This is a genomic window from Kouleothrix sp., assembly GCF_046328425.1.
Lineage (GTDB): Bacteria > Chloroflexota > Chloroflexia > Chloroflexales > Roseiflexaceae > Kouleothrix.
This window is the reverse complement of record NZ_JAXLWP010000004.1, coordinates 276,863-300,493: the sequence shown is the minus strand read 5'-3', so window position 1 is coordinate 300,493 and position 23,631 is coordinate 276,863. Positions and strand designations below refer to the sequence as shown.

Here is a 23,631-nt window from a genome sequence, read left to right as displayed (position 1 = left end):
TTTGAGAGCCGCTCATGCGCCGTCCGAGCTTCTGGCGGTTACGTTTGCCGCGCCAACCTGCCGATGACTCGACTGCCGGCGTCCGCACCAGCATTGCCAACCGGCTGCGCTGGTCGCTGCTGATCTCGTCGACGCTGCCGCTGCTGATTGTGGGCGGGCTGCTGCTGGCGCTCAACGCCAATGCGCAGCAGCGCAGCGTGTATAGCGACCAGGTCGATCTGGCAAAGCGCGTCGAGCTTGATGTCTCGCGCTACCTCGAAGAGCTGCGCAACCAGCTCGATCAGTTCGCGCTGAAGGTGCGCCCGAGCACTACCCCGGCCCAGATCACCACCCTGGCCAACGACCTGGTCAATCGCAACTACCCGAACATCCTCGACCTGGTGCTGATGAACAGCGCCGGCCAGGAGCGGCTGCACATGATCAAGCTGCTGGCCCTGCCCGACGACCAGCTGTACGATCGCGGCGCCGACTCGCAGGTGCAGCGCGCGCTGCGCCAGGGCCTGGTGAGCTACACGCCGATCGCGCGCAACGCCGACAATGTGCGCTCGTTTATCGTTACCATGCCCATCCGCAACGACGCCAACACCATCGTCGGCGCCCTGCGCGTCGAGCTGAGCGCCGAGCCGCTGGCGCACGATCTGGCGATCGCCATCGCGAACTCCAAAAGCTACCCGTACCTGGTGTCGGCGCCCGATGGCCGCGTGCTGCTCGACGACGGGCGGCCGGGGTTTGTGCCGCCAAGCGATATCGCCGCGCTGATCAGCACGACCGACCAGGCCGTGCAGTATAGCGGCGCGCGCGGCCAGGACGTGATCGGCGCGCAGGCCCCGGTGATTGTGAACGACGGCAACGAGAACACCGGCTGGACGGTGGTGGTCGAGCAGCCGACGGCGACGGCGTTCGTCGGCCTGCGCACCAGCATTCTGCTGCTTGGGCTGCTGGTGGTGCTGGTGGGCGCGCTGGCGCTGGGCTGGGCCTTCCGCCAGGCGCGCCAGTTTCTGCGGCCGCTCGAGGCGCTGCGCCAGGGCGCTACCGCCCTGGGTGCCGGCCATCTGAGCTACCGCATTGGCGCGCTGGGCGACGACGAGATGGGCGAGCTGGCGCGCACGTTCAACAGCATGGCCGAGCACCTGCAGGAATCGCTGGCCGAGATCGAGCGCCGCAACGAGCGCCTGCGCCGCTCGATGGCGCTGGCGCGCGATATCCAGATCGGCCTGCTGCCCGACCGCCCACCCTGGAACGGCGACGAGGTTGCGGTGTACGCGCGCTCGCTGCCGGCCTACGAGGTCGGCGGCGATTTCTACTCGTACCTGGCGATGTCCGAGGGGCGCGCGGCGATCGCGATCGGCGATATCTCGGGCAAGGGCGTGGGCGCGGCGCTGCTGATGGCGCTCACCGCCAGCGCCGTCGAGTCGCAGAGCCGCCAGATCGAGCACCCGGCCCAGGTGCTCACCGCGCTGAATAACCTGCTGGCGCCGCGCCTGCGCGCCAACCACATGAACGCCGCCCTGCTGTTTGTCGTCGTCGACCCGCGCGAGCAGACGCTGCGCGTGGCAAACGCCGGCATGATCGCGCCGGTGCTCGTGAGCAAGCACGGCAATTCGTTCATCGAGGTTGGCGGGCTGCCGCTTGGCTCGTTCGCCGGCGCGCTGTACCAAGAGCAGACGGTGCATTTCGAGCCCGGCGATATGCTCCTGCTGCTCAGCGATGGCGTGGTCGAAGCGCACGACGCCAAAGGCGAGCTGTTCGGCTTCGAGCGGCTCGAGGCGACGCTCAACGAAACCCAGCCCTACGATGTGCGCGACCTCGTTGAGATGGTGCTTGAGCGCGTGCAAACGCATATGGGCGATATGGAACAGCACGACGATATTACCATTGTCGCAGTGCGCCCTTCGATCGCGTCGGAGAGTGGCGCATTAGAAGAGGATCAGACCATCTCCTATGCAACTATTTGACACTCTCAGAGGCCAGATCGCGCCACTGGAAATCCCTTCCGACCGCCCGCTCACGCTGTATGTCTGCGGCGTGACGCCCTACGACACCACGCATATCGGCCACGCGCACACTTTTCTGATCTTCGATGTGCTGATCCGCTACCTGCGCCACCTTGGCGCCGAGGTGCGCTACTGCCAGAATGTTACCGATGTCGATACGCCGCTGTTCGAGCGCGCCAGCCGCGACAGCGTGGCCTGGGATGAGCTTGCCCGCCACGAGACCGAGCAGTTCGTGCGCGATTGCCGGGCGCTGAACCTCATCCCGCCCACGTTTTTCCCCAAGGCCTCCGACGAGATTCCATATATGATCCCGATCGTCGAGCGCCTGATCTCGCTGGGCCACGCGTACGAGCGCGGCGGCAGCGTGTACTTCAGCGTGAAGACCGACCCTGAGTATGGTGCCATGACGCGGCTGGGCTACGCCGATATGCTCAAAGTTGCCAACGAGCGCGGCAACATCCCCGACGACCCGAACAAGAACGACCCGCTCGATTTCGTGCTGTGGCAGGCGGCCGCGCCCGGCGAGCCTACCTGGCAGAGCCCGTGGGGCCCTGGCCGGCCCGGCTGGCATATCGAGTGTACGAGCATGTCGACGCGCTACCTCGGCGAGCAGATCGATATTCACGGCGGCGGGCGCGACCTGATCTTCCCGCACCATCCCTCCGAGATCGCCCAGACCGAGGCGTACAGCGGCAAGCGGCCGTTTGTGCGCTTCTGGATGCACGGCGGCATGGCCTTCCTCGGCGGCGAGAAGATGAGCAAGTCGCTCGGCAACATGGTGTTCATCCGCGACGCGCTGAACCAGCATAGCGCCGACGCGCTGCGCTGGTACCTGCTGTCGTTCCCCTACCGCGACGATTTTCACTACCAGCGCGACGGCGTTGTGGCGGCCGAAGCTCAGTTGGCGCGCCTGCGCGACGCGTTGGCCGCCTCAGGCGGCAGCGGCCCGGCCCTTGACGCGGCGGGCGCCCGCGATGCATACTTCGCCGCGCTCGATAACGACCTGCAGCTGCCGGCGGCGCTCGCGCAGCTCGATCAGCTGTCGGGCGCGATCCTTGCCGCCGCCGCCGAGGGGCATGCCGTGGCCGATGCCCAGGCTGCGCTGCGCACCATGGCCGGCGTATTTGGCTTCTGGGCCGCCGAGTAGCAGCGCGGGCGATGTGCTACAGTGGCGGTTTCGGCAAAGCCGAAACCGCCACCCTCGCTGCCGCAGGCATGTGCCGCCGAACAAGGCAGCTGCGTACGTTCTTTTTGCGATGCTCTGCCCGGCGAAGCCGGGCAGAGCATCAGCGCTCGTGCAACGTCGGCCCTCCCCCTTACCCCCTCTCCCGCGCGCGGGAGAGGGGGATATTGTTGGCTGTGTGGTGCGGTCGCCGCCGCGACCGCACCACAGCCAGATGTGTTAACCCCCTCCCCTGACAGGGGAGGGGTCGACAGACGTTGCACGAGCCCTGGGCAGGGCATCGCAAAAGAAAGCGATCAAACGGAGTGTGCTACAATACAGTGTACTACCCACACACGAAAGGGCACTGCAATGGCGCTCGCACTTACGATTGGGATATCGGTGCTGCTGCTGGTGCTGACGCTGCTCGGCTATGCGCGCGATCTGCGGCGCGGCACAATCGCGCTGCTCGGCACGCTGGCGGGCGCGGCGCTGGTTGACTTTTGGGGCGTACGCTGGGGAAATAGCCTGGCCAGCCGGCTGGTGGAGGGCGACCAGGCGCGCACCACGCTGCTGGTAAGCTGCCTGCTGTTTCTCTGGAGCGTGCTGGTGGTGGGCTATGGCGGCGGTATGCTGCTGGCGCGGCCGAAAGAGCGCCCAGTGGGCCAGCGCATGGCCGGCGCGCTGCTCGGGCTCGTGAACGGCCTGCTGATTGTCGGCTTCCTGCTGCGCTACGCCACTGCGCAGGCCAGCTTCGCCACCACCGTGAAGGCCGATCTGCTGGCAAACCTGATCAACACCGCCATGCCCTGGCTGTTCTTGGGCGCGGCGGCGGTGGTGACGGTGCTGGTGATCGGTCGCGGGGCCATGAGCCTGCTGGGCCGCCCCGCTGCCCCGCCGCGCCGCCCCACCGCGCCGCCGCCGGCTGCCCCGCGCCCGTCCGCCGGCAGCGCGCCCGCGGCTGGCTCCGCCGAGCGGCGCATTGGCTCCGGCGAAGCGCTCGACAAGGTGAACGATGCCCTGCGCCAGCAGGGCGCTAGTCGGCTACCGCTAGCGGTATTGGCTCAAAGCTCCGTGCTGCCGCAGGCTCAATCTCTACCGTGAGGAAGCCGAAACACGCACGCATGTAACTCCTATTTGTAATGCCCTGCCCGGCGAAGCCGGGCAGGGCATTATACCAAATTCGCTTGATGACTGACACTTTGGTGGGGGTTTGGGGGCGGCGAAGCCGCCCATTTCTTATTGTGTTGCACTACGTGGCGAAGCCACGTAGTGCAACACGATCTATACGTGATCAAGCGAACAGCGTATCAGAACGAGATCGCCTGATCTTTTAGCTCGGTGCTTGGCCAGATCCGGATGCCGCGCTCCAGCCGGTTCTCGCCGCCGATCGTGCAGTTATCGCTGACGATCGTGCCGTCGGAGATGTGCGCCTTGGCGCCGATGCGGTTGCCGCGGCCCACCACGCACGAGCGCAGCACCGCGCCCGCGCCAACCTCGTTGCCCTCCCACAGCACCGAAGCCTCGATCACCGCGTCGGCGCCCACCGTCGTCCGCGCGCCGATCGTCGTCGGCCCAATGATCTTGGCGCCAGCGCCGATCACTACGCCCGCGCCGAGCATCACCGGCCCGACGATCTGCGCCGACGGGTGGATTTGCACCGCGCCTTCGGCCCACACTCGGTCGGCGATCGGCGTGCCGCGAAACTTGTAGCGCACCTTGCCGATCAGAATATCGTGGTGTACCTCAAGGTAGGCCGACGGCTTGCCTACGTCGGTCCAGTAGGCGTTCGACGGGTAGCCGAACATGGGGTCGCTGGTCTGCAGCATCACAGGGAACAGCCCGCGCTCGAACATATAATATTGCGCGGGCGGCACATAGCGGAAGATTTCTGGCTCGAGAATATAGGTGCCGGCGTTGATCATGTTCGTGGTTACGTCTTCGGGCCGTGGCTTCTCGAGAAAGCGCGTGATCCGGCCGCTCGCCTCGGTCTCGACCAGGCCGAACGCGGTGGGATCCTCCACCGGCGTCAGCGCGATTGTCAGCTTGCTCTCGTGCTCGCGGTGGAACGCCAGCATGGCCTGCAAGTCGAGGTCGGTCATGACGTCGCCGTTGAATACAAATGTGGTGTCGTCGAGCATATGCTCGATATTCTTCACCGCGCCGGCGGTGCCGCGCGGCTCGGGCTCCTCGACGATATGCACCTTCACGCCCAGGCGCGCGCCGTCGCCCAGCGTCTCGCGAAAGCGGTCGGCCAGGTACTGCACCGCCAGAATGACCTCGCTGATGCCTTGGTCGCGTAGGTTTTCGATCATGTGCTCGATGAACGGCTGGTTCAGCAGCGGGATCATCGGCTTGGGTGTATTGCAGGTGAGTGGCCGCAGGCGCGTGCCCAGGCCGCCCACGAGGATTACGGCTTTCATTTTTGTTTCCTCCATAAACATCGGCTGTGATGGAACATATACCAGCCGATTATATGATTTGATAGAACCTGGCTATTACAAAATCTACGCTTGTACCTCGTAACGGTGTAGCATCCAGCCTGCCACCGTCAAGGCTTTTCATGCGGCGCGGGCCAGAAAAAGGATCAGGGGCGGCAGCGCCACCCCTGTGTTTATGCGGGCGTGAGAGCTAGTGCGCCGCGCGCACCTGCTGCCGCCAGTATTCCAGCACATCGGCCAGGGTGTCTTCGAGCGCGATGCGCGGCTGCCAGCCGGTATGCTGGCGGAACAGCGCCGAGTCGCTCACGACGCGCGGCACATCGGCCGGGCGCATGCGCGCCGGGTCGGGCTCGACGCTGATCGGCTGCGAGCTGAGCGACAGCAGCGTGTCGAGCAGCCAGCGCACGCTGACGCAGCGGCCGGCCCCGACGTTATAGGCATTCGGCACCTGGCCGGCGCGCGCCGCCAGCGCGTAGGCGCGGGCGATATCGCGCACGTCGGTAAAATCGCGCTCGGCCGCCAGGTTGCCGACGCGGATCACTGGCGGCTGCGCGCCGGCCTCGATCCGCGCGATCTGCGCGGCGAACGCCGAGACCACAAACTGCTCGGATTGGCGCGGGCCGATATGGTTGAACAGCCGCAGCCGCAGGGTGCGCAGGCGGTGGCTGGCGTGATACTGGTAGGCCAGCAGATCCTGGGCGGCCTTGCTGACGGCGTACGGGTTCACCGGGCTGAACGGCGTGCGCTCGTTCAGCGGTAGATCCTCGGGGCGGACGTGGCCATACACCTCGTTGCTGCTGGCGACCACCAGCAGTGGGTCGAGCCGCAGCTGCAGCACCGCCTGAAACAGGTTGAGCTGCGCTGCGACGTTGGTCGCGAGCGTGCCGGCGGGGTCGTCGAACGAGCGCGGCACATTCGACTGCGCCGCCAGGTGAAACACTACGTCGGGCCGGGTATCGGCCAGCGCGGCCAGCACCGCGCCGGGGTCGTTCAGATCGGCCGCGAGCACCTGCACGTGCCCGCGCAGCTGTGGCAGCTTTAGCTCGGCCTGGCGGGCGAGCCCCCATATTTCCCAGCCGGCCTCGCCGAGCAGGTGCTCGGCCAGGTGGCCGCCAACAAAGCCATTGATACCGGTAATAAGTGCGCGCATAGGGGTACTATAGCGGAAAGCCTATGAGCGTGCAAGTAATAGCCGGTACCGCCTGGCTGACGATTTTGCAATTTGCGTTCCATTATCGCAGGCGCGGTGGGCCGTAGTGCGCGCCCCAAAAAACAGCCGCCCCGCTCACAGTACGAGAGCGGGGCGGCGCACAGAAGCGAGCGCGCGGTCGGCGCTAGGGCTGCGGGTCGTCGGGGGCGGCTTCGATCGCGCCGGTGGGCGCGTAGGGGTCGGCCGGGGCCTGCGAGGCGGCAGGGATCGTGACCTCGGGCAGCGGCTCGTGCGCTTTGCCGTTGCCATTGCGGCCATTGCGGCGGATGCTGGTAGGCTCGGGCAGCGGGCGCGTGCCCAGCAGGCCGAATGGCCGGGCCTCGATGGCGCGCGGGTCGGTGAACGGGTGGGCGGCCTCGACGCGCGCGAGGATCTCGTTCACGTCGATGTCGGTCAGCTCGTTGCGCAGGATCAGCGCCTCGGCGATCGCGATCACCGCCTCTTTGTTGGCTTCGAGCAGGCGCTTGGCGACGCGATACTGCTGATCGAGGATGCGCTCGACGCGCGGCTTGATCTCGCCGGTGGCGATGCCGCCCATCGCGCCATACGAGAAGAAGCTGTCGTCCATCGCCCAGTAGCCGACCATGCGCGTGGCCGCGTCGGTGGCCTGGATCATATCCATCGAGACGCCGGCGGTGGTGTAGCCGAGGAATGTCTCTTCGGCGGCGAACGCGCCCAGCGTGACGGTAATGTCGTCGAGGATCTCCTGCTTGTTGGGGATGTGGTGCTCGTCGAGCGGCTTGCTGCCGACAAAGCCGGCGGCCTGGCCGTGGCGCACGATCGTCACCTTCGAGATGCGCTCGCGCTTGATCAGCTTGGCCTGCAGGTAGGCGTGGCCGGCCTCGTGGTAGGCGGTGGCGCGGCGCTCTTCATAGGCCAGGTTGCGGATCGGCTGCTTGAGGCCCCACTCGTGCACCTCGCGCGCGGCGGTGAAATCCCAGTAGTTGATCGCCAGCCGGCCATCGAAGTGCGCGTGGATCACCGCCTCGTTGATCACATACTTGATCGCCACCGGAGTGTAGCCGATCGTATCGGAGACCATGCGATCCATGGGCATGGGCTCGTGCTTGACCTTGCTGAGGTAGTACTCGATGATCTCCTTGCGCCCGTCGCCGTCGGGCCGGTCGACGACGATCTTGCGGTCGAAGCGGCCGGGGCGCAGCAGCGCCTGGTCGAGCGTCTCGACGAGGTTGGTGGCGCCCATGGTCAGCACCGCCGGCATGTCGACTTTCTTTTGGATCAGGCCGAGGTTGCGCAGCGTCTTGCGCCACCACTTGACCTCCTGGGGCGGCGGATCCATCTGCAGCAGCAGCTCGTTGAGAATGCCGGCGCCCATCATATTGCCCATCATGCCGCCGCCCATGCCCATCATGCCGCCGGCCATGCTCGAGCTGCGCGCGCCGCCGATCGCGTCGATTTCGTCGATGAACAGGATGCAGGCGCCGTACTCTTTGGCGAGCTTGCGCGCTTTGCTGTAGAGCATGCGCACGCGCAGCGGGCCGACGCCGACGAACATATTCTGGAACGAGGGCGCGCTGGCGTAGCCGAACGGCACGCCGGCCTCGGTCGAGATCGCCTGGGCCAGGTAGCTCTTGCCGGTGCCGGGCGGGCCGACGAGCAGCAGGCCGCGCACGGCCTCGCCGCCCATGTCCTTGAACTCCTTCGCGCCCTTGAGCAGCGTCACAATGCGGCGCGCGGCCTCGAGCACCTCGGGGTTGCCGCGGTAGTCCTTGAACGACACGCCGGTCTCGCCTGGCTTCACCCAGTAGGTGCGGCCACGGCCGAGGAACCAGAAGATCGCCACGAACTGGATGATCGCCAGCGCGATCGTCAGCGCCATCTGGAAGGCGAACATCAGCGCGTCGAGCACCGGGTTGCCCTGCGACACCCAGGCCGTCACCGAGGGCGCGACATAGTTCCAGTACAGGTAGATGCCGACGACGATCAGAATGGTGCGGCGGATGAGCCGCCACGTCTTGCTCGGCCAGCGCTCGAGCATCTTGTCGATCTTCTGGTCGATCTCACGATCCAGGTCGTCGCGGTATCGCTGATCGGATGGCGGGCTATAGGGTTCCAAAGCCATCGCAACACTCCGTTTCTTGCTGAATGGTATCGGGCCGGCGAGAGACGCTGGGGGTTACTGGCCGTTTGAGCTGCCGGTGCCGTTCTGCGGCGCCAGCGGCGAGTCGATCTCGACGATCTTGCCGTCGGCGTCGGCGCGGAAGATCATTGGGAAGCGCCGCTGCTGGTTGCGCAGCTTCAGGTCGACGGTGTAGAAGTACAGGCCGCCGTTGCCTTCCTTGATGCCGCCGATATAGTCGTAGTGCACGAACTTCAGCCCGAGGTTGCGCTGGTAATCGGCCTGCGCCTGCAGCGTGGCCTTGGTGGCGCCGTTCGCCAGCTGAGAGGCCTGGTAGTCGGTGCTGTATGCCTCCCACATCATGTCGGCGTTGAAGTTCTGCTGGCCCTCGATGAAGTGCTCGACCGCGATGGTGGGCGGCAGCGAGTCGGCGCGCTGAAATACGGGTGTGCTCGGCTTCGGCCCCCACAGCATGTACGCCATCCAGCCGATCACGCCAAGCAGCACCACAATGATCGACACAAACGCGGCGTAGGGGCGCACCGCACGGCCAACCACCGCCGCGCCGTACCACAGGCGCCGTACGAACAGGCGCACGAAGCGGCGGGTGCGGGTGAAGCGGCTGGCGCGGATGGCGGGCGCTGGAGCTGCGGCGTAGACTGGCGGCTGTGGCGCGGGGGCAACTGGCTGGGCATAGACGATCGGGGTATGCGAAGGCTGCTGCGGTTCGCGAATTTCTTCCATCGTCGTCATCCTACGTAACGGTTATGGGCGGCCTTTTTCGATAAGCTGAAGTATACTGGATCGATTTGTGAATCGCAACGGATTTGAATAAGCATACGATGAGAGCAGTTCGATTGGATGCATGGCAACGCCTTCGGCGGCTGTTGGGCGGGCGGCTTGGCTGGCTGGCGCTGGCGGCGCTGCTGGCCTATGCGCTGCTGGCGGCGGCGGTGCAGCTGGGCGCTAGCCTGGGCGGCCAGGGCCCCGACCCGGTGTGGGCGGCGGCGCGCGCGCGTGGCACGCTGCGCGTGGCGGTCGACTTCGGCTACTACCCGTTTTCGGCGCTGCGCGACGGCCAGCCGATCGGCTACGACATCGACCTGGCCACGGCGGTGGCGGCCAAGCTGGGGCTGCGCGCCGAGTTCGTGGCCGGCAACCTCGATTCGATCTACGACGACCTGGCGGCCTACAAGGCCGACCTGGCGGCCTCGGCTCTGCCCTACGCGCCCGAGCAGGGCTGGCGCGCCGGCTTCTCGACGTTCTACTTCAACGCAGGGCAGGTGCTGGTGGTGCCGTCCGGCTCGCCGATTGGCGGCCAGGCCGATCTGGCGGGCAAACGCCTGGCGGTGCCGCTTGGCTCCGACGCCGACACCTTCGCGCGGCGGCTGGCGGCGGGCGACGCGAGCATCCGCGTCGACGCAGCCTACGACACGCCCGCCGCCGCGCTGGCCAGCCTGCGCGCCGGCCGCGCTGACGCGGCGATCGTCGACAACGCGGCGGCGCTGATCGACCTGGGGCACGCGCCAGGGCTGAAGACAGTCGGGCCGGCGCTGACGCTCGAGCCGTACGCGCTGGCGATGCCGGCCGAGGCCTACCAGCTGCGCGACGCCGTGAACCGTGCGCTGGAGGATCTGCGCGGCGAGGGCTTTTTCGAGCAGAACGGCGCCAGGTGGTTTGTCGCAGCGCCGGCCGAGTGAGCAGTATGCTTCCGGTATCGCTTCCTGCGCATCCGAGGGCGGTGGCCAGGAGCGTGTGCTGGTTGTCAGGCGCGCCCGAAGCTAGGCGCCTAGCAGCCGCACGGCCTCGCCGAATGGGAATGCGTCGAGCGGCTTGCCGCCGGTGCAGTTTCGGCGGAAGATGCTGGCATGTGCTACCTGCATGTGTTCTGTCGATAGCATACCATACCTGTAAATGACACGAGTGACGCGGTGTCCTCCCGCGTGGGAGGCTTGGAGGGCGCAAGCCCTCCAACATCACTCTTTTTGGCTGGTCGCGGCCAACGCCGTGGCCGCGACCAGCCAAAAGGAAGTTTTCGGGGCGGCTTTGCCGCCCCGAACTCCCACCGCGTAGCTCGGGTAAATGAACAGGGTTGGTGCAACGTCGGCCCTCACCCTTACCCCCTCTCCCGCACGCGGAAGAGGGGATTATTGTTGGCTGTGTGGTGCGGTCGCCGCCGCGGCCTGCAAACAGCCAGACTGTCACCCCTCCCCTGTCAGGGGAGGGGGTAGAGAGAGGGTCGAAAGACTTTGCACCAGCCCTGGGTAAATGAAGTTTGCCCACACGGCGTACAGGCTTGTGTGGTACACTAATTTCAGATGCCCGAAACTTCCACCGACGAGGTACCCGCGTGCCCGAGACGTGTTCCATCCGCGCGTTCGCGCCATCCGACGCCGAGTACGCGGCGCTGGCGGCGATCGGCGCCAGCACGCCGCCGCAGTTCGCGCTCGACTACGAGTTCCGCGATGCCGCCGACTGGCGCGAGTTCGACGAATCGTTTGCGCAGGCCGGGCGCGCGCTCACGCGCTACATGGCGGCTTGCGATGGCGTGCCGGCAGGCTATGCCTACGCCTTTGAGGTCGACTGGGCGCCGCCGCCCGGCCGCTTCTGGTGCGTGCTGCGCGTGCGCCCCGAGCAGCGCGGCTGCGGCGTGGGCGCGCGCCTGTACGATCGGCTGCTGGCCGACCTGGCCGGGCGCCGCGCCGCCGGCCTGCTGATCGAGCTCGACGACAGCGAGGCCGCGCTGCGCCCGGCGCTCGAGCGGCGTGGCTTCCGCGCGCAGCTGCAAAGCTGGGCGTTTGTGCTCGACCCGCGCGCGTGCGACCCTAGCCGCTTCGCCGCCTACGCGAAGCTGGGCGGGCTGACGATCGCCACGCTGGCCGACGAGATCGCGCGCGGCGCCGACTGGCTGCCGCCGCTGCACCAGCTGTACGCGCTGGTGGCCGGCGACGTGCCGATCCCGATAGACCCGCACGCCAGCCCGCCGCCCGAGTGGCTCGAGCACCAGGCGATCGGTCTGCCCGAGTCGCTGCCCGAGGCGTTCTTCGTAGTGCGCGACGGCGAGCGCTACGCCGGCATGAGCTTTCTTCACGCGAATGGGCCAGGGCGGCTGTTTCAGCGCATCACCGCCATTCACCCGGCGTACCGTGGGCGCGGCGTAGCGATGGCGCTGAAGCTCGCGACGATCGAGTACGCGCGCGCGCACGGCTGCCACGAGATCCGCACCGCCGTCGAGTCGAACAACCCGAGCATGCTGGCGATCAACCGCAAGTTCGGCTTTGAGCAGCGCGAGGGCCTGACGCTCTTCGAGCGCGCGCTCGAGCTACCAGGGTAAAGCATGGCAACCACAATACGCTCAGCTCGTGTGCCAGGCCCGCGCGCGCCGCTTGGCTGGCGCGGCCAGGCGCTGGCGTTTCTGCGCGACCCGATCGCGTTTATGGCGCTGCTGCGGCGCCAGTATGGCGAGCTCGCGAGCGTGCAGGAAGGCTACCAGTGGTGGATGTTCGCGTTCGGCCCGGCCTACAACCAGCAGGTGCTGTCCGACGCGGCGCTGTTCCACTCGGTGGCGATCGCGCCGCTCACCACCCCGCCGAACAGCGCGCTGGCGCGCCTGACGCGCAACCTGCTGAGTATGAACGGCGACACGCATAAGCAGCAGCGCCGGCTGATGCTGCCGGCCTTTCATCGTAAGCGCGTCGAGGGCTATCGCGACGCGATCGTAGCGCTGGCCGAGCACGAGCTGGATACCTGGCAGGTCGGCCAGCAGCTCGACATCGCCCGCGCCATGCAGCGCCTGACGCTGCGCATCGCCTCGCGCACGCTGTTTGGCGTCGATGCGGCCGGCGACGCCGACAGCGTGGGCCGGCTGATCGACAGCTGGATGGCCACGCTCGAGTCGGGCGGTGTGCTGCTGCTGCCCAGGGATCTGCCGGCGACGCCGTTTCGCAAGCTGCTGCGCCTGTCCGACCAGCTCGAGGCGCGGGTGCAGGCGGTGATCGCCCGCAAGCGCGCCAGCCCGGCTGGCCAGCCCGACGTGCTGAGCATGTTGATCGAGGCGCGCGACGACGACGGCGTAGCGCTGACCGACGAGGAGCTGATCGGCCAGGCCAGCCTGGTGTTCATCGCCGGGCACGAGACGAGCTCGAACGCGCTGACCTGGACGCTGTTTCTGCTGTCGCAGCATCCGCGCATTCTGGCCGAGCTCTGCGACGAGCTGGCCGGCGTGCTGCGCGGCGGCGCGCCGACGGTCGAGCAGCTTGCGCGCCTGCCGCTGCTCGACCGCGTGCTCAAAGAGAGCATGCGCCTGCTGCCGCCGGCCTCGTTCATGATGCGCTACACCACCCGGCCGGCGCAGCTTGGGCCGCATACGCTGCCGGCCGGCGCCACCGTGACGGTCAGCCCGTACATCACGCACCACTCGCCGGCGCTGTACCCCGACCCGCAGCGCTTCGACCCGGCGCGCTGGGAGCGGATCGCCCCTGGCACCTACGAGTACATGCCGTTTGGCGCCGGGCCGCACATGTGCCTGGGCTCGACGTTCGCGACGATCGAGATCAAGATCGTGCTGGCGCTGCTGCTCCAGCGCTACCGTCTGGAGCTGGCGCCCGGCGCGCGGATCGACCGCCGGGTGAAGATCACGATGTCGCCGCGTTGGGGTATGCCGATGCACGTGCTGCCGCAGGGCAGCCTGCCGCGCCCAGTGCGCGTGCGCGGCAATGTGCGCCAGATGGTCGAGCTGGGGTGAGGCAAATCACTCCGCAGCTGTGCCCAGATCCGCCAGCGCGCGCGCCGTCGCGCCGAGCAGCGCCGCGTCGTCTTCACTCGCGCCAAGCCCGGCCAGCGCCTGGGCGATCGGCTCAATCGCCGACCTCGCGGCACGTGGTCCTAGCCTGGCGGCGCGCGGCGGGTGGCTCGGGCCTGCGGCTGCCGGCTGCGGGGTGGTGGTTTCCTGGCTCGCGGCGGCGGGCTGCCACAGCGGCTGGCGCAGCTTGGGCGTATCGCCCCAGCCGTAGCGCGCGCCAGAAGCGCATGTAGCCGGCGGCGGCGCCTTCGAGCGTGTGCTCGCGGGCGACATACGCGCGCGCGGCGGCGCCCATCGCCACGGCCAGATCGGGGCGTGCCGCCAGCAGCCGGCAGTAGGCCACGATCAGGTCGCCCTCGCTGCGATCCAGATCGACCTGTGCGGCGATGCCGCCGGGCAGCTCGGCGAACGAGCCGCTGGCGGTGACGAGCGTGGGCTTGCCCGCGCCCAGCAGCCGCAGCAGGCTGGCCGAGGTTTCGCCGGCGGTGGGGTGGCGCAGGTTCACGCAGATATCAGCGGCGGCGACGTAGTCTTCGAACGCGGCGCGGCCGACGTAGCCGGTGGCGGTGGCGGCATCCGCCAGGCCGGCGCGCGCGATCGCCGCGCTCAGGTCGTAGTTTGGCGAGACGCTGCCAACCAGCACGTAGCGCGCGTTGGCATGCTCGGCGCGCAGCAGCTTGAGCGCGCGCAGCACCGCGTCGACGCGCTTGTACGGGTTGATATGGCCGAACGAGGCCAGCAGCAGCGCGTCGGCCGGCAGCCCCAGCCGCGCGCGCGCGGCGGCGCGGTCGATCGGCGGCGGCAGCGGCACGCCCATCGGCACGTGCGCGGCCGGCAGATCGGGGCGCAGCGCGGCGGCGCGCCCGAGCACATAGCGGCTATGCGCGATCAAGCCCTCGGCCGCGCCAAGCACCCGCTCGCAGAACGGCAGGTCGAAGGCGGCCTCGACAAAGCGCCCGCGCAGCATCAGCTCGGCCACGCGCTCGCCCTCGGCGCCGTAGCGCTGCGCGGCCTCGGCGCGGTAGCGCTCGACATCGCGCTCGACCACCGCGGCGTAGTTCAGCATGAAGTGGTGCAGCACGAACTCGTGCAGCACTACCACGCCCGGCACGCGCTGCATGGCCCGCCAGATCGCGGCGTGCACCGGGCTGTTGCCCATGTGGTACACGATCGCGTCATAGCGGCGGCGGCGCTGGTCGCGCTCGAGCTGGCCGATCGGCCGCACCTCCATGTGCTGCAGCAGCTCGGCGTTCGCCGGCCGCAGCCCGTCGTCGGCGTACGCCACCACTTCGGCGTACTGTGCCAGGAATGGCAGCAGCTCCTCGCTGTAATCGGAGATCCCCGACGGCGCGGGGTTGAGCGGGCTGGCGTAGGCGATCCGTCTCATGCTCGATGCTCAAAGACGTAGAGGGCGCGATTGATCGTGCCCGCACACGGAAGATAGCTGAGCCCATGCTGGCGCATGCAGAACTGCCGCATTCAGGTGCCGAACAATGCGGCTGCGCACGCCCGAGGGCTAATCGAACACGCCCGCGCGGCCGGCGAAGGCATCGTTCAGCATCCGCACGCAGCGCGGCATGACGGCGGGCAGCGCCTCGGCGGGAAAGTAGCGCAGATCCATAAACTCAGTGTAGTCGGGCGCAAGCGACCCGCCCTCGACGCGGCAGTCGAAGAACGCCGTCACGATCTGCGCCTGATCGCCATTCGGGTAGGTCCACTCGAAGTCCGGGCCGGTATATAGGCCGATCAGCCGCTCGATGCTTACGTGCAGCCCGGTCTCTTCCAGCACCTCGCGCACCAGTGTGTGCGCGGGCGTCTCGCCTAGCTCCACAACCCCCGACGGCGGCGCCCACAGCATGACGTCGTTGCGGCGGCCCAGTAGCACGCGGCCCTGCGCGTCGCGGATAAACGCGCTCGCCGCTAGCTGCAGCACGCGCTGGTGGCCTACATAGCTCCGCAGCCAGCGCATATAATTCACGGTCATCGCCGACCTCCCAGGTGATCATTCCTGGGGCGCCATTATACTATCTTTTGCCGGTGGTTTTATGCTACAATCGTTGCTGGCGATGCGGCCTGCCCGCCTGGGTTTGCGAAGTGCGCCGGAAGCACTGGCCTATCTCCGGCAGGCGCGTTTGCCAGCAGGGCACGGTCAAAGCGTGCGAGCAAGCCTTCGAGTCGTTGTGGCCATGCGCAAGGCACTGGTTGTAGAAGGGGAACACCATGGAGATCGTCATCCCAACCGTGAAATATATCTTCGTCGCGGCTTTTGGCGTCGAGATCATCCTGATCCTACGCGCGCTCTACCAGCTGGCTCGCGAGAAATCGCGGGTGGCGGTGGCCGCGGCGCCGGAGGAATAGCCCGTGCGCTATGTTCTCATGCACGTCTCCGATCTGCACGCCGGCCCGCCATTTCTGCCGCGGCTGGCCGAGCAGGTGGCGCGCGAGGCGCACGACCTCAAGCCTGATCTGCTGGTGGCCTCGGGCGATTTCGTGCAGCGCGCCGATTTCCCGAGCCAGTGGCGGGCGATCAGCGCCTACCTCAAGACGCTGCCCGAGCCGCGGCTGGTGGTGCCAGGCAACCACGACGTGCCGCTGTTCAATGTGTTTAACCGGCTGTTTCGCTCGTACAACGCCTACCGCAAGCATATCTCGCCCGATCTCAACCCGGTGTTCGAGCGCCCCGGCCTCGCGGTAGTGGGCGGCTGCACCGCCCACGGCCGGACGGTCGACGGCGGCTTTCTTTCGCCCGAGCAGATCGCGGCCATGGAGCGACACTTCAGCCGCTTCCCGGCCGGCACGTGCAAAGTGGCGGTGCTGCATCACCACGTCGTCAACCCGCCGGGCGCCGAGCGCCGCAACATGATCAAAAACGCCGAGCAGGCGGTCGAGCTGCTCGATCGCAGCGGCGTCGAGCTGCTGCTGTGTGGCCACATCCATGTCTCGTACGTCGGCACTACGCTCGACGTGCGGCCGGATCTGCGCCAGGGCACGATCATCTGCCAGAGCGGCACCACCACCTCGCGGCGCGGCAAGGGCCGCGAGCGCGGTAAGAATTCGTATAATGTGATCGAAATCGAAGACCAGGTGATCAAGATCGGCCAGCATATGTTCCTCGAGGATGCCGGCCGATTCGTGCCAATCGCCGAGCATGTGTTTCCGCGCCGCTCGGCCGGGGTGTACATGCTGCCACGCTCCGAGCGCGTGGTCGACGCCGACCTCGCGACCGATTAGGAAGCTGTTTGAAAAGGCGCCGTGGTGAAGTGAGCCATGCCGATCGAGCCGAGCACCACCCGCAAGCCCGCAACCCAACCGCTGACGCCGCCGCCCGAGCTGCTGGCGCAGGCCGCGCCGCGACCGCGCCTGCCGGGCTGGTGGCGCTGGGCCGTGCTGGCCGCCGCGCTGCTGGTCGCTGCGGGCGTGGGGCTGCTGCTGCTGCGCGCCAACGACCCGCGCAACGACGCCCGCCCGCTCGAGGTGGTGAAGGGCTTCGCGGCCGCGATCGAGGCCAGAGACGCCGACGCCATGCTCGCGGCGGTCGAGCCGACGATCTACCGGCGCGAGATCGGCCCCGAGGTGCGCGCCTATGTCGAGTATCTCGAGGCGGCGAGTTTCGAGAACGCGCGCTACGAGCTGCTCGACAACGACGGTGATCGCGCCCACGTGCGCTGGACGGCCACGATGCACTATACGCTTAACCTGGGCGATACGCGCAAAACCGGCGAGCGCGCGATCGACACCACTTTCGAGCTGGCCAAGCTCGAAGGTGCGTGGTACCTCCATAGCGCCGCAATGCCACGCTGATGAAACGCCTCCTGCCGGCTATGCTGCTCGCACTCGCGCTTGCGCCCGCGCTCACGCAGGCGAGCCCCGAGGCGCCCAACGACCCGCGCTTCGGCGAGCAGTGGGGCCTCGCGCAAGTTGGCGCGCAGTGCGCCTGGGCTAGCACGCTCGGCAGCCCCGACGTGACAGTCGCCGTTGTCGACAGCGGCGTCGACCTGCGCCACCCCGACTTGGTCGGCCGGCTGCGCGCCGATGGGCGCGACTTTGTGGATGGCGACGACGACCCGAGCGACGAGAACGGGCACGGCACGAATGTCGCCGGGATCATCGCCGCCACGCTCGACAACAACGAGGGTGTTGTTGGATTGGCGCCCGGCGTCAGGATCTTGCCCGTGCGCGTGATGAACGCCAAAGGCGCCGGCTCGGATCGCGCGATTGCGCGCGGCGTGCGCTACGCCGCCGACAAAGGCGCGCAGGTGATCAACCTCAGCCTCGGCGCCTCGCTCACCATCGACGCCGACACCGTCTCGGAGCAGGTCACCAGCGCGATCCGCTACGCCCAGAGCAAGGGCTCGCTGGTGGTGGTGGCCGCCGGCAACGATTTTCTGCCGCTCGAGAACGCGATCGTCGGCGATAACCCCGATGTGCTGGTGGTGGCTGCGACCGACGAGAACGACATCAAGGCCGACTTCTCGAACTCCGGCCCGTGGGTCAGCGTCGCCGCGCCGGGCGTGCATATCCTCTCGACAATGCCAACCTACGATGTGTACCTCACCAGCCAGGTGCCGCGCAGCGAGCGCTTCAGCACCGGCTACGACTACATGAGCGGCACCTCGCAGGCTACGCCGTTTGTGTCGGCGCTGGCGGCGCTGCTGTTCTCGGCCCACCCCGACTGGGACTGGCGGCAGGTCGAGCAGGCGCTGAAGCAGAATGTCGTAGATATCTCGGCGCAGAACGCCACGCTGGCGGCGAAGGGCTACCTTGGCACCGGCCGTATCGACGCCTGCAGGGCGCTGGGGGGCAGCGCGCCCGCGCCTACCGCTACCGCCGAAGCCACTCCGGCCCCGGCCGCACGGCCGACCGCGCGCCCGGCTCCAGCCGGCCCGTCGCCTACCCCGCTGGCGGTGGAGGTGCCCGGCAGCGTGAGCGGCGCAGGTGGCCTTGCGCGCGACCTGCTGCTGATCGCCGGGGTGCTGGCCTGTGGCGGCGTGCTGCTGTTCGCGCTGCTGCTGTTTGGGCTGTTTCGGCTGGCGCGCCGGCCGCGAGCCGCGCCCGCCGCGCCTACCTATAGCGCACCGCCGCCCGGCCCGCAGTGGCAGCCGGCGCCCGCGCCCGCCGCAACGCCGGCGCAGTGGGGCGTGCTCAGCGTGGTGGCCGGGCCGGCCCAGCCCCGCAGCTACCCGCTGGGCGGCTCAGGCGCGCTGATCGGCCGCGGCGACGATTGCGCCGTGCTGCTGCTCGGCGACGCGACGATCTCGCGCCGCCACGCGCTGCTGCGCAACGATGGCCGGCAGATCACGATCGAAGACGCCGGCAGCACCCACGGCACCTACCTTGGCGGCCAGCGCGTGGCTGCAGCCACGCCACTGCGGCGCGGCGATATCATCCAGGTAGGCCAGACACTCCTGCGCTTCGAGTGAGCCGCAAGGCTATGCTATACTAGGCGCGTTCGAGCACTTCTGCGCCGGAGCAACACACACAATGGCAGACGAGGAGCGACGTATCGTCGAGCGTGCTCAGCGTGGCGATGTCGAAAGCTTCAACACGCTGGTGCGCACGTACGAGGGGCGGGTCTACAACGTATGCTACCGCATGCTCGGCGACCCCGACAGCGCCGCTGATGCCGCGCAGGACGCGTTCCTCTCGGCGTTTCGCAATTTGCGCGGGTTTCGGGGCGGCTCGTTTCGCTCGTGGATGCTGCGCATCGCCACCAACACCTGCTACGATCTGCTGCGCTCGCGCAAGCGGCGCCCCACCGTATCGCTCGACCTCGAGACCGAAGAATCCGACGACGCCGCGCCGCTCCAGATCGCCGACACCGCCGAGTCGCCCACCGAGTTCGCGCTGCGCCGCGAGCTGGCCGCGGCGATCCAGCAGGGCCTGGCCGAGCTTCCCGACGAGCAGCGGATCATCCTGATCCTCAGCGATATCGAGGGGCTGGCCTACGAAGAGATCGCCCAGATCACCAACACCAACCTCGGCACGGTGAAATCGCGCCTGAGCCGCGGGCGCGCGCGTCTGCGCGATGTGCTCAAGGCTGGGGAACTTCTGCCGGCGCGCTACCGTCATGAGGGTGATACGTTAAGATGACGTAACGAATACACGTGTTGGGTTGCTCGTACGACTCGGCACACCATGGATATGACGACACATCCCGATCGACAACCGAATGAATACGACATCGAGCTGCTCTCGGCGTATATCGACCAGCAGCTGAGCGATGCCGAGCGGGCCGCGCTGGAAGTGCGCCTCGAGCGCGAGCCGGCCCTGCGCGCCCAGCTCGACGATCTGCGCGCCACCGTGGGCTTGCTGCGCGATCTCGCGCCGGTGCGCCCGCCACGCTCGTTCACCCTCGACGCAGCCACGGTGGCGCCGCGCCGGATCTGGTCGTTCCCGTGGATGCAGCTCGGGTCGGCGCTGGTGGCGGCCACGCTGCTGGTGGTGTTTGGCTTTGTGCTGACGCGCGAGCTTGGCCGAAACAGCCCGGCCACAGCGCCGATGGCCGCTTCGGCACCTACCGCCGCGCCAGCAGCCGAAAAGGCGCCAGCCGCAGCCAGGCAGGCCGTTGAAGCTACCGCTGCGCCTGCCGCTGCCGCGCCCATGCTTGCGCCTGCCAACACTCCGGTCGCCGCCGCCGAGCCGACGAGCGCGCCTGCGGCGGACAGCGCCGCGCCAGCGCAGGCCACGCCCGAGGTGTCGCTGGTGGCCGCGCCGCCGGCAGAGCCAACCGCCTCGCCCGCGCCCACCGACGATCTTGCGCAGTACAACAGCGCGCCGGCGGCCGGGTCGGCGCCCCAGGCCGAGGCCCCGCAGCCTACCCTGCCACCGCCTGGCGCGGCGGGTATCGCGGCGGCAACGCCCGGCGCGCCGATCGCCACATCGGGCAGCTCGTCGCCCGGCACCACCACGCTTGAGCAGCCGACCGCGCCGCCCGCCCCGGCGCCAGTGGCTAGCTCGCCAGGCGGGGTGTGGCTGGCGCTGGGCGCGCTGCTGGTGATTTTAGCGCTCGGCGCGTGGCTGCGCCTGCGCCGGCGCTAGCGCCGGGCGACGCGCTCCGGTATCGACCGAGGCCGCCATACCAGGGTGAAGCCCGCGTATGGCGGCCCAGCAGAAACGCGGCGATGACTTCCGAATCACTCCAACCCGCCCCGAGCACTGACCAAGCCGCCGCCAAGCGGCGCGCCACCATCCGCACCATTGCTATCGGCGTGGTGGCGGTGGTGCTGAACGTGCTGGCCTACGCGCTGCTGCCGCCGGATCTCGCGCGGCGCCTGGGCGCTTTCAGCTACCTGGGCGTATTTCTGGTGACGCTACTGGCGAACGCCACGACGATCGTGCCGACGCCATATATTCCGATTGTGGCGTGCATGGCCGCGCAGAGCGACAACTTGCCGCTGGTTATCGTCGCGGGCGCGCTTGGCTCGGCGCTGGGCGAGTCGGTGGCGTTTTTTGTGGGCCGAACGGGGCGCGCGATTATCGAGGAGACGCGCTTCTACCTGTGGGTGCACCGCCAGCTCCAGCACCCCTGGCGCGCCTTCGTGGTGCTGTTCGGGCTCTCGGCGCCGCCAAACCCGGCCTTCGACGTCGCCGGGCTGGCGGCTGGCGCGCTCGACGTGCCCTACTGGCTGTTTTTCACGGCCGTGTTCCTCAGCCGCATGATCCGCATTGGCATTATCGCAGCCGCCGGCATCCAGTTCTGCGCGGCCGGCTGAGCGCTCAGGCGCGCGGCTTTGGCGGCCTGCGGCGGCGCGGCGCGGCGGCCTCGCCCCCGACCTGGCGCAGCGCCTGCTCGATCGCCGCGTCTTCGGCGGCCATCTGCGCCGCGTAGCTCTCGATCTGCAGGCTGCGGCGCTGGCGCAGCGCCAGCGGCGCGATCGTGGCGACATCGGCGCGCGTCGTAACATCGCGGTTGTCGGCGGCGGCGCGGGCGCGCGCGCCTTCGAGCAGCGCGATCTCGGCGCGGTGCGAAGGGATCTTGAGCGCCTGAATGCAGCCAAGCGCGTAATCTTCGACATCGGGCGGCACCTGCACGTGTGGCAGCAGCTCGCGTGCCGTGGCGATCTCGTGCTTGAGCTGGCCGAGCTCGCCGGCGAAGCGCGCGCGGAACTCCTCGGGGCTCTGGCGAAACTCGCGCGTGCGCCGGTAGATCTCCAGGCGCTGGCGGCGCTCGGCGAGCGGGGCGACCCACACCCGCAGCCCGAAGCGGTCGAGAATCTGCGGCCGTAGCGTGCCCTCCTCGGGGTTCATCGAGCCGACCAGCGCGAACTGGGCCGGGTAGAGCCGCGTCATCGGCCCGCGGCGCACAAAGGTGCGCCCCTGGGCGGCGGCGTCGAGGATCGCGTCGACGACGCGCGCGTCGAGCAGGTTGATCTCGTCGATGTACAGCAGGTTGCGGTGCGCCTTGGCCAGCACGCCTTCTTCCAGCAGGATGCGCTGCTGCTCGAGCGCAACGCGCTCGTTGATGCCGCCTACTACGTCTTCAAGCCGGGCGTTGAGCGGCAGCTCGATGATCCGCATGGGCGCCTGCCGCGTCACGGGCTGGCCGTCGTCGCCCGGCTCCTCGCGTGCGATCAGCGGCATCAGGTCGGCCAGCGCGCGCACTGCCGTGGTTTTGCCCACGCCATACGGCCCAACCAGCAGCACTCCGCCGATCTGCGGGTTCACCAGCGTCAGCGTGAGCGCGGTCTTCATTTCGGCCTGGCCAACAATGGCGAGGAACGGGTAGGGCAGCAGCTCGTCCATATGATTGACAAAGGACGAAGGATCAAAGACCAAAAACAAGGACGAAAGAAAATCTCGTCTTTTGCCTTGATCTTTCGTCTTTCGTCAGCTAAAGAAGCTCGATCGCATAGTCGATCACCGGCGCGTCGGGCCGGTTTTCCTCGATCCAGCGCACCACCGCCTCGAGCTGGCCGCGCGCATACTCCGACGATCCCGAGACGCAGGCGACGCCCAGGACGGCGCGGGTATGCGCGTCTTGCGCGTCGACCTCGGCGGCCGAGACGTTGAACTCGTTGCGCAGGCGCGCCAGCACCGATTTGACGATGCTGCGCTTTTCTTTCAGCGAGAATACGCCGGGGAGATGCAGAATAATCGTACAGGCGCCAATAATCATATCTGTGCGCTTGGTGCCGCCGCACGCAGGACGAAGAGCGTCAAACGCTGGCGGCGCTCAGGTCTGGCTAGTTCCAGGTGCCGGGGCCGCTCCAGCCGCGCTCGTTTTCGCCCGGCTCGATGCCCGGCAGCATTGCCAGCTCGTTGCGAATGGCCGCGCTCATCTCGCGCAGCCGCGTGCCCACATCGGCCTCGAGCCAGCGCTGCTTCTGCTGGTTATCGACCTGCAGGCGATGCGCCAGCCAGTAGGTCAGCTCGGCGCTGTTTTCGGGCAGGGCCTCGCGCGGCGCGGGCGTGCCGGTGAGCGCGCCCACCGCAGCCCAGTAGCGCCCGTACAGCTCGCGTAGCTGCGTGGCAGCCGCGCCGTCGACGGCCGCGCTTTCTTCGGGCAGGTACGCTACCGAGGCGATATAGTAGGGCTGGCGCTGCACCAGGTACTGAATGCGGAAGCGGCGCTGCCCAACTGCGATCAGGTAGTAGCGCCCATCGTCGAGCCGCACGCTCTCGGCGGTATTGATCTGCGCGGTCGTGCCGATCGGGTAGGGCTGCGCCTCGCCGCCGAGCTGGCGGCGCAGCTGGTTCAGCTCGGCGTCGCCGCCGCCCGACGCCTCGACCTGCTGGCGGAACCACGGGTCGTCGGGGTTTACCTCGCTGCCGGCGCGGATCAGCGCCACGCCAAACGGGCTGCGCTGCTCGATGCAGCGGCCGATCATCAGCCGGTAGCGCTCTTCGAAGATATGCAGCTGGATCGGCGCGCCCGGAAACAGCACGCTGTTCAGCGGGAAGATTGGCAGCTTGATGATCATACGCTCTTCTGTCTCTGGGGAGC

At 68.1% G+C, this 23,631-nt stretch carries 22 protein-coding genes; 13 read left to right on the top strand and 9 right to left on the bottom strand.

Features of this window, described 5'->3' with window-relative positions; genetic code table 11:
* Positions 1-44 precede the first annotated feature (44 nt).
* The 3 genes from U0177_RS04040 (at position 45) to U0177_RS04030 (ending at position 4,260) form a co-directional block, all read left to right on the top strand.
* Positions 45-1,955, top strand: coding sequence for a SpoIIE family protein phosphatase (locus U0177_RS04040; protein WP_409569309.1), 1,911 nt, complete (start codon positions 45-47; stop codon positions 1,953-1,955).
* Positions 1,942-3,141, top strand: a complete 1,200-nt coding sequence (gene cysS / locus U0177_RS04035) for a cysteine--tRNA ligase (protein ID WP_409569308.1) — start codon at positions 1,942-1,944, stop codon at positions 3,139-3,141. The genes U0177_RS04040 and cysS overlap by 14 nt, the downstream gene beginning before the upstream one ends.
* A 387-nt stretch (positions 3,142-3,528) precedes the next feature.
* Positions 3,529-4,260: a hypothetical protein gene (locus U0177_RS04030; RefSeq protein WP_409569307.1), complete on the top strand. Its 732-nt coding sequence runs from the start codon at positions 3,529-3,531 to the stop codon at positions 4,258-4,260.
* Between the two features lie 206 nt (positions 4,261-4,466).
* Here the strand turns inward: U0177_RS04030 and U0177_RS04025 are convergent, their stop codons facing one another.
* The 4 genes from U0177_RS04025 to U0177_RS04010 all read right to left on the bottom strand — a co-directional run bounded on the left by U0177_RS04025 (position 4,467) and on the right by U0177_RS04010 (position 9,631).
* Positions 4,467-5,579 carry a sugar phosphate nucleotidyltransferase gene (locus U0177_RS04025; RefSeq protein ID WP_409569306.1) on the bottom strand — a complete coding sequence of 371 codons (1,113 nt, stop codon included), beginning with the start codon at positions 5,577-5,579 and terminating at the stop codon, positions 4,467-4,469.
* Between the two features lie 208 nt (positions 5,580-5,787).
* Positions 5,788-6,747, bottom strand: coding sequence for a GDP-mannose 4,6-dehydratase (locus U0177_RS04020; protein WP_409569305.1), 960 nt, complete (start codon positions 6,745-6,747; stop codon positions 5,788-5,790).
* Positions 6,748-6,931: 184 nt separating this feature from the next.
* Positions 6,932-8,890 carry an AAA family ATPase gene (locus tag U0177_RS04015; protein WP_409569304.1) on the bottom strand — a complete coding sequence of 653 codons (1,959 nt, stop codon included), beginning with the start codon at positions 8,888-8,890 and terminating at the stop codon, positions 6,932-6,934.
* A gap of 54 nt (positions 8,891-8,944) precedes the next feature.
* Positions 8,945-9,631, bottom strand: a complete 687-nt coding sequence (locus tag U0177_RS04010; RefSeq protein WP_409569303.1) for a hypothetical protein — start codon at positions 9,629-9,631, stop codon at positions 8,945-8,947.
* 113 nt (positions 9,632-9,744) lie between these two features.
* On the opposite strand from U0177_RS04010, the gene U0177_RS04005 reads away from it, so the two are divergent.
* The 3 genes from U0177_RS04005 to U0177_RS03995 all read left to right on the top strand — a co-directional run bounded on the left by U0177_RS04005 (position 9,745) and on the right by U0177_RS03995 (position 13,631).
* The gene (locus tag U0177_RS04005; protein ID WP_409569302.1) at positions 9,745-10,587 is read left to right on the top strand and encodes an ABC transporter substrate-binding protein; all 843 of its coding nucleotides are present in this window, start codon (positions 9,745-9,747) and stop codon (positions 10,585-10,587) included.
* Between the two features lie 650 nt (positions 10,588-11,237).
* Positions 11,238-12,221 carry an N-acetyltransferase family protein gene (locus tag U0177_RS04000; protein ID WP_409569301.1) on the top strand — a complete coding sequence of 328 codons (984 nt, stop codon included), beginning with the start codon at positions 11,238-11,240 and terminating at the stop codon, positions 12,219-12,221.
* Between the two features lie 3 nt (positions 12,222-12,224).
* Positions 12,225-13,631, top strand: a complete 1,407-nt coding sequence (locus U0177_RS03995; RefSeq protein ID WP_409569300.1) for a cytochrome P450 — start codon at positions 12,225-12,227, stop codon at positions 13,629-13,631.
* 112 nt (positions 13,632-13,743) lie between these two features.
* Here the strand turns inward: U0177_RS03995 and U0177_RS03990 are convergent, their stop codons facing one another.
* Positions 13,744-15,075, bottom strand: coding sequence for a glycosyltransferase (locus U0177_RS03990; RefSeq protein WP_409569299.1), 1,332 nt, complete (start codon positions 15,073-15,075; stop codon positions 13,744-13,746).
* A 129-nt stretch (positions 15,076-15,204) separates the two neighbouring features.
* On the bottom strand, positions 15,205-15,672 hold the full coding sequence (locus U0177_RS03985; protein ID WP_409569298.1) for an NUDIX domain-containing protein: 468 nt from the start codon (positions 15,670-15,672) through the stop codon (positions 15,205-15,207).
* A gap of 236 nt (positions 15,673-15,908) precedes the next feature.
* On the opposite strand from U0177_RS03985, the gene U0177_RS03980 reads away from it, so the two are divergent.
* The 7 genes from U0177_RS03980 to U0177_RS03950 all read left to right on the top strand — a co-directional run bounded on the left by U0177_RS03980 (position 15,909) and on the right by U0177_RS03950 (position 21,400).
* Positions 15,909-16,046, top strand: coding sequence for a hypothetical protein (locus U0177_RS03980; protein WP_409569297.1), 138 nt, complete (start codon positions 15,909-15,911; stop codon positions 16,044-16,046).
* 3 nt (positions 16,047-16,049) lie between these two features.
* Positions 16,050-16,919: a metallophosphoesterase family protein gene (locus U0177_RS03975; protein WP_409569296.1), complete on the top strand. Its 870-nt coding sequence runs from the start codon at positions 16,050-16,052 to the stop codon at positions 16,917-16,919.
* Positions 16,920-16,955: 36 nt separating this feature from the next.
* On the top strand, positions 16,956-17,489 hold the full coding sequence (locus U0177_RS03970; protein WP_409569295.1) for a hypothetical protein: 534 nt from the start codon (positions 16,956-16,958) through the stop codon (positions 17,487-17,489).
* Complete coding sequence (locus U0177_RS03965; protein WP_409569294.1) at positions 17,489-19,108, top strand: S8 family serine peptidase; 1,620 nt, start codon at positions 17,489-17,491, stop codon at positions 19,106-19,108. Before U0177_RS03970 ends, U0177_RS03965 begins: the two co-directional genes overlap by 1 nt.
* Before the next feature lie 61 nt (positions 19,109-19,169).
* Entirely contained in the window at positions 19,170-19,778 is a 609-nt protein-coding gene (locus U0177_RS03960; protein WP_409569293.1) for a sigma-70 family RNA polymerase sigma factor, read from the top strand.
* Positions 19,779-19,829: 51 nt separating this feature from the next.
* Positions 19,830-20,726 carry an anti-sigma factor family protein gene (locus U0177_RS03955; RefSeq protein ID WP_409569292.1) on the top strand — a complete coding sequence of 299 codons (897 nt, stop codon included), beginning with the start codon at positions 19,830-19,832 and terminating at the stop codon, positions 20,724-20,726.
* 83 nt (positions 20,727-20,809) lie between these two features.
* Positions 20,810-21,400 (top strand): VTT domain-containing protein, encoded by a 591-nt coding sequence (locus U0177_RS03950; protein WP_409569291.1) that lies wholly within the window; start codon positions 20,810-20,812, stop codon positions 21,398-21,400.
* A gap of 4 nt (positions 21,401-21,404) precedes the next feature.
* On the opposite strand, the gene U0177_RS03945 is transcribed toward U0177_RS03950, so the two are convergent.
* From U0177_RS03945 to U0177_RS03935, 3 genes are all read right to left on the bottom strand, one after another.
* Positions 21,405-22,469: an ATP-binding protein gene (locus U0177_RS03945; protein WP_409569290.1), complete on the bottom strand. Its 1,065-nt coding sequence runs from the start codon at positions 22,467-22,469 to the stop codon at positions 21,405-21,407.
* A 49-nt stretch (positions 22,470-22,518) separates the two neighbouring features.
* On the bottom strand, positions 22,519-22,803 hold the full coding sequence (locus U0177_RS03940; RefSeq protein ID WP_409569289.1) for a DUF503 domain-containing protein: 285 nt from the start codon (positions 22,801-22,803) through the stop codon (positions 22,519-22,521).
* Between the two features lie 67 nt (positions 22,804-22,870).
* Positions 22,871-23,608, bottom strand: a complete 738-nt coding sequence (locus U0177_RS03935) for an LON peptidase substrate-binding domain-containing protein (protein WP_409569288.1) — start codon at positions 23,606-23,608, stop codon at positions 22,871-22,873.
* Between the last annotated feature and the right edge of the window lie 23 nt (positions 23,609-23,631).

Excerpts from the sequence above, each read along its gene's own strand:
- cysS (WP_409569308.1), top strand. The coding sequence starts at position 1,942 with ATGCAACTATTTGACACTCTCAGAGGCCAGATCGCGCCACTGGAAATC.
- U0177_RS04030 (WP_409569307.1), top strand. The coding sequence starts at position 3,529 with ATGGCGCTCGCACTTACGATTGGGATATCGGTGCTGCTGCTGGTGCTG.
- U0177_RS04025 (WP_409569306.1), bottom strand. The coding sequence starts at position 5,579 with ATGAAAGCCGTAATCCTCGTGGGCGGCCTGGGCACGCGCCTGCGGCCA.
- U0177_RS04020 (WP_409569305.1), bottom strand. The coding sequence starts at position 6,747 with ATGCGCGCACTTATTACCGGTATCAATGGCTTTGTTGGCGGCCACCTG.
- U0177_RS04015 (WP_409569304.1), bottom strand. The coding sequence starts at position 8,890 with ATGGCTTTGGAACCCTATAGCCCGCCATCCGATCAGCGATACCGCGAC.
- U0177_RS04010 (WP_409569303.1), bottom strand. The coding sequence starts at position 9,631 with ATGGAAGAAATTCGCGAACCGCAGCAGCCTTCGCATACCCCGATCGTC.
- U0177_RS03995 (WP_409569300.1), top strand. The coding sequence starts at position 12,225 with ATGGCAACCACAATACGCTCAGCTCGTGTGCCAGGCCCGCGCGCGCCG.
- U0177_RS03990 (WP_409569299.1), bottom strand. The coding sequence starts at position 15,075 with ATGAGACGGATCGCCTACGCCAGCCCGCTCAACCCCGCGCCGTCGGGG.
- U0177_RS03985 (WP_409569298.1), bottom strand. The coding sequence starts at position 15,672 with ATGACCGTGAATTATATGCGCTGGCTGCGGAGCTATGTAGGCCACCAG.
- U0177_RS03980 (WP_409569297.1), top strand. The coding sequence starts at position 15,909 with ATGGAGATCGTCATCCCAACCGTGAAATATATCTTCGTCGCGGCTTTT.
- U0177_RS03970 (WP_409569295.1), top strand. The coding sequence starts at position 16,956 with ATGCCGATCGAGCCGAGCACCACCCGCAAGCCCGCAACCCAACCGCTG.
- U0177_RS03965 (WP_409569294.1), top strand. The coding sequence starts at position 17,489 with ATGAAACGCCTCCTGCCGGCTATGCTGCTCGCACTCGCGCTTGCGCCC.
- U0177_RS03960 (WP_409569293.1), top strand. The coding sequence starts at position 19,170 with ATGGCAGACGAGGAGCGACGTATCGTCGAGCGTGCTCAGCGTGGCGAT.
- U0177_RS03955 (WP_409569292.1), top strand. The coding sequence starts at position 19,830 with ATGACGACACATCCCGATCGACAACCGAATGAATACGACATCGAGCTG.
- U0177_RS03950 (WP_409569291.1), top strand. The coding sequence starts at position 20,810 with ATGACTTCCGAATCACTCCAACCCGCCCCGAGCACTGACCAAGCCGCC.
- U0177_RS03940 (WP_409569289.1), bottom strand. The coding sequence starts at position 22,803 with ATGATTATTGGCGCCTGTACGATTATTCTGCATCTCCCCGGCGTATTC.
- U0177_RS03935 (WP_409569288.1), bottom strand. The coding sequence starts at position 23,608 with ATGATCATCAAGCTGCCAATCTTCCCGCTGAACAGCGTGCTGTTTCCG.